The 9220-nt window shown below is 52.3% G+C and carries 8 protein-coding genes; 3 read left to right on the top strand and 5 right to left on the bottom strand.

Annotation, left to right across the window (positions count from 1 at the left end):
• From VE954_RS31875 to VE954_RS31855, 5 genes are all read right to left on the bottom strand, one after another.
• A partial coding sequence (locus tag VE954_RS31875; RefSeq protein WP_324960627.1) for a hypothetical protein occupies positions 1 to 386 on the bottom strand: 386 nt, incomplete at its 3' end.
• An 11-nt stretch (positions 387 to 397) separates the two neighbouring features.
• Positions 398 to 871 (bottom strand): single-stranded DNA-binding protein, encoded by a 474-nt coding sequence (locus VE954_RS31870; protein WP_324960625.1) that lies wholly within the window; start codon positions 869 to 871, stop codon positions 398 to 400.
• A 12-nt stretch (positions 872 to 883) separates the two neighbouring features.
• Positions 884 to 1369: a Uma2 family endonuclease gene (locus VE954_RS31865; protein ID WP_324960623.1), complete on the bottom strand. Its 486-nt coding sequence runs from the start codon at positions 1367 to 1369 to the stop codon at positions 884 to 886.
• Between the two features lie 4 nt (positions 1370 to 1373).
• On the bottom strand, positions 1374 to 1844 hold the full coding sequence (locus VE954_RS31860; protein ID WP_324960621.1) for a hypothetical protein: 471 nt from the start codon (positions 1842 to 1844) through the stop codon (positions 1374 to 1376).
• 2 nt (positions 1845 to 1846) lie between these two features.
• Positions 1847 to 2605, bottom strand: coding sequence for a hypothetical protein (locus tag VE954_RS31855; protein ID WP_324960619.1), 759 nt, complete (start codon positions 2603 to 2605; stop codon positions 1847 to 1849).
• Between the two features lie 705 nt (positions 2606 to 3310).
• On the opposite strand from VE954_RS31855, the gene VE954_RS31850 reads away from it, so the two are divergent.
• The 3 genes from VE954_RS31850 to VE954_RS31840 all read left to right on the top strand — a co-directional run bounded on the left by VE954_RS31850 (position 3311) and on the right by VE954_RS31840 (position 8946).
• Complete coding sequence (locus VE954_RS31850; protein WP_324960617.1) at positions 3311 to 6706, top strand: toprim domain-containing protein; 3396 nt, start codon at positions 3311 to 3313, stop codon at positions 6704 to 6706.
• A 611-nt stretch (positions 6707 to 7317) separates the two neighbouring features.
• Positions 7318 to 8013, top strand: a complete 696-nt coding sequence (locus tag VE954_RS31845) for a hypothetical protein (protein WP_324960615.1) — start codon at positions 7318 to 7320, stop codon at positions 8011 to 8013.
• Between the two features lie 675 nt (positions 8014 to 8688).
• Positions 8689 to 8946, top strand: a complete 258-nt coding sequence (locus VE954_RS31840) for a hypothetical protein (protein WP_324960613.1) — start codon at positions 8689 to 8691, stop codon at positions 8944 to 8946.
• The last annotated feature ends 274 nt before the right edge of the window (positions 8947 to 9220 follow it).

Genomic DNA, 9220 nt, shown 5'->3' with positions numbered 1-9220 from the left:
TTCTCGCCGAGAGTTACATCGAACACACGCTCGTCTGATTTGATTTTGAAGAATAATTTTTTATCGCCGATTGGGACTGCGTTAGGAATCTCATCGAATTTCACTGAAAGCTCAGTAGATCGCCCGGCAATAGGAAGCATCTTCGTCAGATCGATGTCGAGCACTTCCACCTTCTTCTCATATTGCGGCTTTGGCACCGGTGCTGGTTCGGTCAGCTGCTTATGGAATGTGGCAAGCTGCTTGTGCATCCAGGCCTCGTCGCCGAGGCGGTCGGTGGCAACTGCCTGCTTGGCAATCGAGGCCACCTGCTTTTCGTTCATGAAATTGGAACCAAACTTTTGCAGCTCGAAAGCGCGAATGGATTGTTCAATGATTTCGGTGGCCATTGGGATTCTCCTCAGAACAAAATATCATCAAGACCCATAACGGACTGGTTTCCACGCTTATTGTCTTCGGGCGGAGGCTGAAACGGTGGCGGAACGAATTGCGATGAGACGGTCTCGACCTTTGGTCTTGACGGGCGTTCCTGGTCGGCCGCAGCAACACTGCCGAGAAACTTCACCGTTTCCGCTATGATTTCTGTTGTATACCGCTTCTGCCCCGTGGTGTCGTCCCACGATCGCGTTTGGACACGGCCTTCAATATATGCCGCTCGGCCTTTACGTAGATACTTCGCGCAGTTCTCTGCCTGCTTGTTCCAGACAACGATATTGTGCCATTCGGTCTTTGACTGCTTTTGTCCGCTCTGGTCCGTCCAGTTTTCTGTGGTGGCGATACTGAAAGTGCAGACGGCTGTTCCGGCCTGAGTGTGCCGCAGCTGTGGATCTTTGCCAAGGTTGCCAATGAGTATCGCGAGATTGATGGAGGCCATATGTCTCAGTCCTTAGGCTTTTGATGCAAAAATAGTCTCAATATCAGAAAAATTTCCCGAAGCGGGAACTGCATGATACTGGTTGGTTTCGTTGAGTTTGAAAATGATGGCTTTTTTTTCCACGCAATCGAGTACGATATAGTCTGGAATCTGAGCCCTTGCGTAGAAGTCTTTCTTTAAACCAAGATCCTGATTCCTGGTTGTTTTTGATACCTCAATGACCACTTGACATCGATCATCGGACGAAAATCCGGCAATGTCTGGTCTGACGAGTATCATGCCTTCTTCGGTCAATTGCTGAAAATCAAGATCAATGAGCCATTCCAGTTCAGGCATTACACGTGCGCAGAAGACTATTGCTCGTCCGTGGATTTTGGCATGAAGAACGCTTGCAGCATTCATTCGTATTCTCCCCTCGCAAAAAAAAAACCGCTCGAAGGCAGGTTCCGTCTCGTTACCGCAAAAAAAAGCCCACGCGGGAGCCACAGGCTGTGACATCTTTTTACTCCGCCGCACCAGTGGCAGAAATCTTTTCCAATGTTCCAGCGTCAATATCAGTAACCTTCACAGTATCAATGATCGGCTTCGGCTTCAGCGTGATGTCTGTAGGCAGAATCGGAAGCACGCCGGGCATCGTTGCTCTCATCGTCCGAGCCATGCCAAGCATCAGATTTCTCTGAGCCGAATCCACTGGATCTTCGACGAACAATTTCACCTTATCTCCCTTTGGCAGTACGAAGGCCTGCAGGGTCGTCCTTGTCATGTTTTCCGTGTCAGCCTGCAGGTACACAGGATCTGAACCGAGATCCCTGATGCGGATCAGGTCGCCGTCGAGGGCGCGGGCTTGGAGTGTGGACATGGTTTCGAGGGAGACGGATGGAGGAGCGCCGCCTCCGACGCCAATGCCGCCAATGAGGAGGCATGGCGGAAACAAAATCATTGCACAAAAATAGAAGGTTCGAAAATTTTTCATCGCTATTCCCCTTCAGCGATCATATCGCTGTTTTCGATATTTTTTCCTTCGGAAACCATTGTGAAGATCCAGGTACCATCACCGTAGTTGTTAGGATCGCACACTATTTTTCGAACGTTGCTTTCTAGTTCTCTAACTTTCCGGGCAAGCTCACGAATGGTATTTTCGTTCAGATTTTCTATGACCCATAGTCGTGTAGAATATGGGTTTTCTGAACACGCTTCTGGGCACATCTCGTTAAGATATGAAATTGCTTTATGATTGAAACGCTCATTAAAGACAATTCCCCTGTCGGTGACATATATCCTACCGTCCATGACTTGAACTGTTTCTTCGGTTACCAGGATTTGGAGATACTCCAATCCTTGTTTTCCGTAGCATTCTTTTATTTCTCCATGTGATGCTCCGTATACACGACTGCACAGCGCATAAACCGAGAATAAATATTTGTCGTTACAGACATAGTTTCTCTTTCCGTGCTTCTCTCCGGGATTATCCAGTGACGACCAGATTCGCATAAGATTTGCAATGCTTGGGCCAACGAGGTCCATTACTTCGATTATTTCAGATCTGCTGCAAATAACTTCGCCGATAGCTGAAAGCACGTTAGCACTTGGAGCATTCGCTCCCTGAGATAGCCTATGTAGAGTGTTATACGGAATCTGGGATATTTCTTCCAGGATGCGTAGATTGTTGCCAGGAATATTTAACCATCTTTGTAGGTAGTGCTTAACTGCATCTTCCGGTCGCAATCCCGTCATTTTTTCTCTCCGTCGTGGGATTACTCGTTTTATCATGACATGGAAATCGACAGCAAACACAAGAATGATGTTTGTGTAGGAAAATGGAGTCGGTATCCTGCCCGATGACTAACGTCCTGCAATTTTTACGATGCAGCTACAGAAAATCGAGGAGTCACTATGAGAGTCAGAGGAAGAGATGATCAGAAACAATGTGATCTGTGAACCATGCCATGCTCAGGGAACACACACAAGAGACATCATCGAATTTTATTAGAATGGAGATCGATCAGGAATTTTCACTCTGAAGAACAGGGAAGGAAAAGCATGAAATGAAGACGAAGGAAAAACGGTATTCGGCGACTGTAACCAGCAGCCGCCGAACCGTTTTCGCTGTGCAGGGCACAAGAAAACTCCAAAACTAGAACGTTTTGGCCTTGTACCCTCTGCCCGGATCTCCTCGCAACAGAAAAAATCGCAAAAACCCAGGAAAGGCGAGTGCCATATAAGCATCTCGTTCTTCATGGCGGGCCAAGAGTCCGCCTGACGCGCCACGCATAAGCTATAAATTTTTCTGGCTGTTTCCGATCAAGGTATTGATCGGACGTTGATTGAGGACAGGGATATGAGAGTCATTATCGACCACAGGATTGTAGTCGCGTCTTTTTATGCCGCTGGCGGAGAGCGGTGTTTTTTTCGGCTCATTCAGCAGACGGTGGTACCCGGATGAGTGAGCTGCGCGATCTTCTGGATTCACGTTATGCCGAACTTTTTGATATGGCCAAGGACTGCAATATCGACTGGCCCGCTTCACTACCTTTTTTGCACGGCGCTGGAACTTATAAAAGCGAGCTCGTGCCGCTGAACAAAAAGCACAAAGGTGCACAATTTCTGGCGCTAAAAACCTGGCATGACAGCCGCGGCTGCCACTGCTGCCACGTGTATATGCACACACTCAAGCAGGGTCGAATCGAACGCGAACTGACCATAAGGCCGCGCGGCATTGGTGGTACATTGTATTCGCCGGGCACTGTCGGGATGCAGGAGCCTTGGGTGAAACGCGGCCTTGGCGGCATTGGCGCAAAGGGCGATCCCCTGAGTTCCCCCCTGAGGGCCGAAGGCGAGGAGGCAATGGACGGGTCAGGACATCAGCGCGAACTGGAGGCCCAAAAGCGCCACGCTAAGGAGCGGAAAAAACGCCAGGAGAAGGAAGCCAGAAAGAAGGCTCAGGAGGAGATCAAAAGAGAGGCCGACTGGCGGCGTGATAAAGCCGCATATGAAGGTGCCCCGAGGCTCGACACCGGCTTTCCCTATTTGATCAAAAAGGGCATCGCAAATCTGCCTGAATTTTTCGACGTACGCGCTATGACTGCAAAACAGCAGTTTGGCAAGGGTTCGGATGAGGTCTTCCTCGTCCATGCCCTCGGCGATGCCGCTGGCAATTATGTTGGCATGAAGCGCATCTGGGCCAACGGTGAAAAGAAACTTTCGCCTGGACGTAAAGAGGGATCGTACAAAGGCGCCTTCACGGTCATAGGCAATCCACCCTGCTCCTGGCGCATATACGTGGCCGAGGGTCTGGCGACGGCCGTGAGCATCCACAACGCAACCGGTTGCGCCGTCTATATCGCCGACTCTGCCGGAAACCTTGCGAGTGTGGCCGGAACGGCGAAGCGGCAGAATCCGGGCAAACACGTCGTGATCGTGGCCGACAACGATGTCCGGACAGAGGACAAAAAGCACCAGGGCAACACCGGCGTTTTCACGGCGATGACGGCCGCAAAGGAGCATAATGTCCGCTTTGCCATCATCCCGGCGCTTGATGGTGAAAAGACCGACGCCAACGATTATGCGCTTAAGCGGGGCAGCGACGGCCTCAGGGAAGTGCTCACGGAAAAGGTCGAGAAGCCCGGCACGGGCGATGGCTGGGCGCTGCGGATGCTGCGCGTTGCAAGATATGATAAGGATGGCAGAAACGGGGCGCAGAAAAAATATATCGAGGATTTCGTTCGCGCCACCTTTGTCGGCTGGCGCACACCGGTTGCGGACGCTGCGCGCTTCGTCGAGGCGATGACTGGCGGAATGGTGCCCAAGGATATTTTCACCCGAACGGCCAGTGCCCTTTTAAAACGGGAGCGTGCGAAGGCTGAGCGGCTGCTCGAAATAAAAGGTGTGGACCATCGCTATGGCTACAAGGTGGCCTGGGACGGGAGCGGCTGGCCGATGTGCCCGCCCGAGGTTCTCGAAACGATAAAGGTCCACGCAAGGCTCGGGCATCACATCATTCTTCGCGCGCCACCTGGCACCGGCAAGACCGAGCGCGTGATCAATTGGCTGATGAAGAATGCCGGTGGTCCTTCGGTTGTGGCCCTGCCGCGCGTCTTTGTGATCGACGACATTTGCCGTCGCCTTCAAATTGCCCACTACAGGGAGGTCACTCGCGAGGAGCTTCGGCACCGGGGGGCGCTCGCCACCTGCATAAACTCCCTGGGCTCCAGGCGTTATAAATCCGAGGAGCCCGATGGAAAGCACTGGCTGGATGGTCTGCATTTTTTTGCGATGGACGAGGTCAAGCCGCTGATCATCCAGGGCCTCCGGCTTGGCGATCATCGCACATGCAAGGCCAACTCGCTGCAGCTTGTGAGGACGATCCAGACGGCGAAATTCACGCTCTCCTGCGACGCCTTCGCCGACCAGGCGGTGGTGGACGCCATCAAAAAAATGGACCATCGGGACATTGTTTTTATTGATGTCGCCTACCCGGAGCACAAAAGAAAGCGCCTGAAAATCCACGTGACAGACGACAGGGCTGCTATACGGACGGCTTTCAGCGCGGCCCTTGAGCGCGGTGAAACGGCGGCTTTGAGCGTTGACAGTGCAAAGGAGGCCATGCGGATTCACCGAAGGATTCTGCGTGATGGCGTCCTTCAGCCAGAGGAAATTCTTTTGATTTGCGGCACACCTCGCCAGGCCGACCTCGGTCGTGTCGGGGCATTCGCCAGAAATCCGAATGGTGAGGCGGTGAAATACAAGGCGATCATCTACACGCCCAAGATCGACGCCGGCTTATCCATAACCGTCCCGCATTTTAAAAACCACTTCGGCATCTTCACAGGCGTTGTGACCGTGCAGGGGCAGAGCCAGATGATCGGCCGCGACCGGACAATGGAGAGGACCCTGCTTTTCATCGGCGATCGATCGACCCGGGCCGCAAAGCTCAAGCTCATGGCCGACCGTGAGTGGATCGGCCAGCCCGATATGTTCGACGATCTCAACCTTTTGATGGATGAGAGCGAGCTGCGATCGCTCGAAAACTACCGCTGCCTCTCGATGAATTTTCTTTCGACGCTGGGGCATGATGTGCAGATGCTGCCCGAGGCTCCAAAGGACCTCGAGCAGAGCAGGGACATGGGCTCGATCAGCAAAAAGCTGAAGGAGGAGGAGATCGAGGCGATCGAAAAGGCCGAGGAGATCGACGAGGACCTCCATAAGCGGATGAAACGCCGCGACCTGATAACGGACATCGATCAGGCCATGATCCGCTCGTATGAAATTCGCGAGCTTATGTGTGGAAAAATCGAAAGGCCGACGATCGAATTTTATCTGCGCGGTGGCGATTGGCGTCTTAAAAACATGGAGACGGCCGCCTCGTCTGAGTCGGATGTGCAATGGTTCGATGAGAAAGAGGGAAAACAGCACACGAGCAAGGGGGCACTTTTTCGTGCAGAGGAGAGGCGTAGCGTCCTTCTTCAGGGCATGGCGAAACTCGGCCTTGATCCCCGCAACCGGTTTCAGGGCGAATTCCGCTCGGACGATGCCATGTGCTTTCTGGAATGGGCCTTATCCATGGCCTCAACTCTGAACCAGCTGTTTCGCGGCATCATTGATCCCAAAAAGCCGCCACGCTGCGCAGTCCAGTTCCTCAAGAAATTTCTTGCCATGTTTGGCCTTTACGCTGGCAAAAGAAAGTCCAATGGCCGCATGATACGCTTTATTGAGCAGGCCTCGCTCGACTTCGTCCTCGGTCTGATCCGAGAGCGAAGGCGGAGAGGCCGCGAACTGATAACACAGTTCGAACCCGACGAGGGTGTCGCGCTACTCATGCGACCTGCTCCGCCATGAGATGACCCAAAATCCATCCCTGACCGGGGTCCACTGCAAGGAGGGCCCTGGATTTTTGCGTTTAAAATCTGAATTTGGCAGAGGCCCGAGGCATGAGTCCGGCTTTTTGGGCCAGAATTTCGCAGAAGTGGTGGTGACGCACGCCAGGGCTGCGTCATATGGCGGATCCTGCATGCACAATGCCGCTCTTTTCGGGGAGACCTCAAGCCATGAGATATCCTTGGAGGCCGGGGTCTCCCTCAAGGTTTGTCTTTGGTGGGGAGACTTTGCCTGATGAATAATCCTTTAAAGACCGGGTCTCCCTGTTTGTCAGCAGCCGCTCTTACAGTATGAAATGGAGTGCAGATTTCTTGCGAAAAAGCCGGTGTTTTGATACTTTTCCTCTGTCAATGGAAGATCTGTATGGCATGTACACCGTGGTTTTGAGTGACAGCACGTAAACGCCTGATTGTGTTCTCATCGTTCGCAGTCCTCCCAGGACATGAAACGCGGTGAAGTGCACGATGAGTATTTCTCTCATCAATCGGAGAGAATGGGATTCGGTCAGAGAACGAGCCTCTGATGAGGAGGGGAGTGCCGGCAATCCCGCCAACCCAGGAGGACGATGAATAATGCTTGACCGCATAGTCCGCGAGCACAGCTACGCGATGAGTGAGAAGGTGGAACCAGGGTCATCAGCGCCTGAGCCGGAGCTGGTTCTTGATTATGACTTCGTGCGAGTGCAGATGCCCAATCGTGCCGAGAAGCTTCGCCGTCGGCGCGAGGAAGCGCAGAGCCGTGCTCGTGAGCAGATTGACCGAGAGCAGCAGCAGCTGGCGGCGGAGGCTTCCAAAATTGATGCCGCCTTTGAGCAAGCCCACAAGGCTCAAGCCGTCCTCAATCAAACGCACGCGAAGGCCAGAAATCGGCGCGATCTGGTTCATAAATTTGTGAAAACTCTGGGTTCGCCGGTTTCGGATCGGGTGGATGCTTCCAATACTGAGCTGCGAAAATCGTGGACGATTGACGACATCAGACGCGGGGAGCTGATGGCTGCGGAACTTCTGGAAATCCATCAGGCGATGCTTTCCGGCTACGATGTGTTTCCGATCTTCCTCGGGATACGTCTGTACCTTTCTGGCCAATGGGGACGTGTGGTTGGGATGAATCATAAGCGTTGCGCCCTGTATTTTGATGGAGCGAAGGGGCAGAGCAGTGTCAGCTGGGATGATGTGATTCGATTGTTTGATGTGACATTGGAGTCCAAGGCAGCATCAACACAGGGGCCGGCTGCTTATGAATTTCCTCCTGAATCGCCTGTGCAATAAAGGCCTACCGATGAATCACTTGTCGCCTTGATTCGTGCAAGTTTTCAGGCCCTGGCTTTACAGTTTTCTGCTCCACAGCCAAAGAACGGGCCACCTCTGCAATTTGCGCTGGCGGCTTTTTCGAGGAAAGCTCCCGTAGAACACGTGAGAACATTCTCAAAAAATATTTCATATAACAGTCATTTATGAATCCGGAAAACGAGGTTTCTTCTGGAAGTTCCGAGCAATTTCGGTGATATTGAGAGCTGGTGTAAGTCTGATATCAAGCCCAAAATATTTGACAGTATTGCCGCCCCTATGCTCATAGGGGCGGCGGTTTTCAGGAGCCCCCCTCATGATCACGGAAACCGTTTGTAGAATCTGCAGCCAGTGGAAAATATCTCCCCGGCATCAATGTCCGCCCCTTTTCAAATGCCGCAAGGCCGGAAGCAAAGCCGCTTGGAAGAAGGTTCATTCCTATGATGCGAGAGCAGCTGCCGAATGTTTTGCCGATCGGCTTGATCAGAACGCAAACCATCGGAGCATTTGATCAAGGTACGGGCCGAAGGTGAGGACGTGATATCCGTCTTCGATATCACGTTTGATTTGACTGTAAAGTATCACGTGTCACGCCCAGGGCCGGCTCATGCCGGCACCGGTTAAGAAGATCAAAACCCCTGGTCTGGAGTCAGAAGCATGTCGTTTTCCGTTTTGGTAAAAGAGTGGCTGGATGCACATCCGTCGAGAAATTCGGCGCGTCTTTCAAAACTTACAAGCGTATCTGAAGCTGAAATTAGCGCCATCCTCCGCGGTCGCCATCCTTCAATGGACGTTGCGGCCCGCCTTGGTTCCGTCCTTCCTGTTGAGCCGGTTCTTGTTCTGATCTCAACGGCAAATCCCATTCACAAGAAATTTCTCAGCAGGGCTTTGTCAAGAGAGAACGTCGCAGTTTAAAATTTTATCTTCAACGAATGAAGACAAAATCAACTCCCACAATCATTCGTTTTGAATCCACCGTGCCTCCCAATATATATTCGAAATGTAGCGGCGTTGACGACACTTGAGCAGCCGCTACCTAGCCTTCCCTTTTCGGGTCCATTCAGGGGGAGGCCCCACTACTGAAAGGAAATCAATATGACTTTAATCAAAAATATTCAAATCCCCTTCGCGGGATGCCTTTCAGTAGTTCGCGGCCCGGGGCCTGCCCCCGGGTCCGCATTTTAATCTG

Origin of the sequence: Oligoflexus sp. (genome assembly GCF_035638955.1) — a bacterium.
Classification (GTDB): Bacteria; Bdellovibrionota_B; Oligoflexia; order Oligoflexales; family Oligoflexaceae; genus Oligoflexus.
The sequence above is the reverse complement of the archived record's forward strand: the minus strand, read 5'-3'. Positions and strand labels throughout refer to the sequence as shown.

Bases quoted from the DNA above. Each gene is read 5' to 3' on its own strand.
- VE954_RS31860 (WP_324960621.1), bottom strand. From the start codon at position 1,844: ATGAAAAATTTTCGAACCTTCTATTTTTGTGCAATGATTTTGTTTCCG.
- VE954_RS31865 (WP_324960623.1), bottom strand. From the start codon at position 1,369: ATGTCACAGCCTGTGGCTCCCGCGTGGGCTTTTTTTTGCGGTAACGAG.
- VE954_RS31845 (WP_324960615.1), top strand. From the start codon at position 7,318: ATGCTTGACCGCATAGTCCGCGAGCACAGCTACGCGATGAGTGAGAAG.
- VE954_RS31840 (WP_324960613.1), top strand. From the start codon at position 8,689: ATGTCGTTTTCCGTTTTGGTAAAAGAGTGGCTGGATGCACATCCGTCG.
- VE954_RS31870 (WP_324960625.1), bottom strand. From the start codon at position 871: ATGGCCTCCATCAATCTCGCGATACTCATTGGCAACCTTGGCAAAGAT.
- VE954_RS31855 (WP_324960619.1), bottom strand. From the start codon at position 2,605: ATGACGGGATTGCGACCGGAAGATGCAGTTAAGCACTACCTACAAAGA.
- VE954_RS31850 (WP_324960617.1), top strand. From the start codon at position 3,311: ATGAGTGAGCTGCGCGATCTTCTGGATTCACGTTATGCCGAACTTTTT.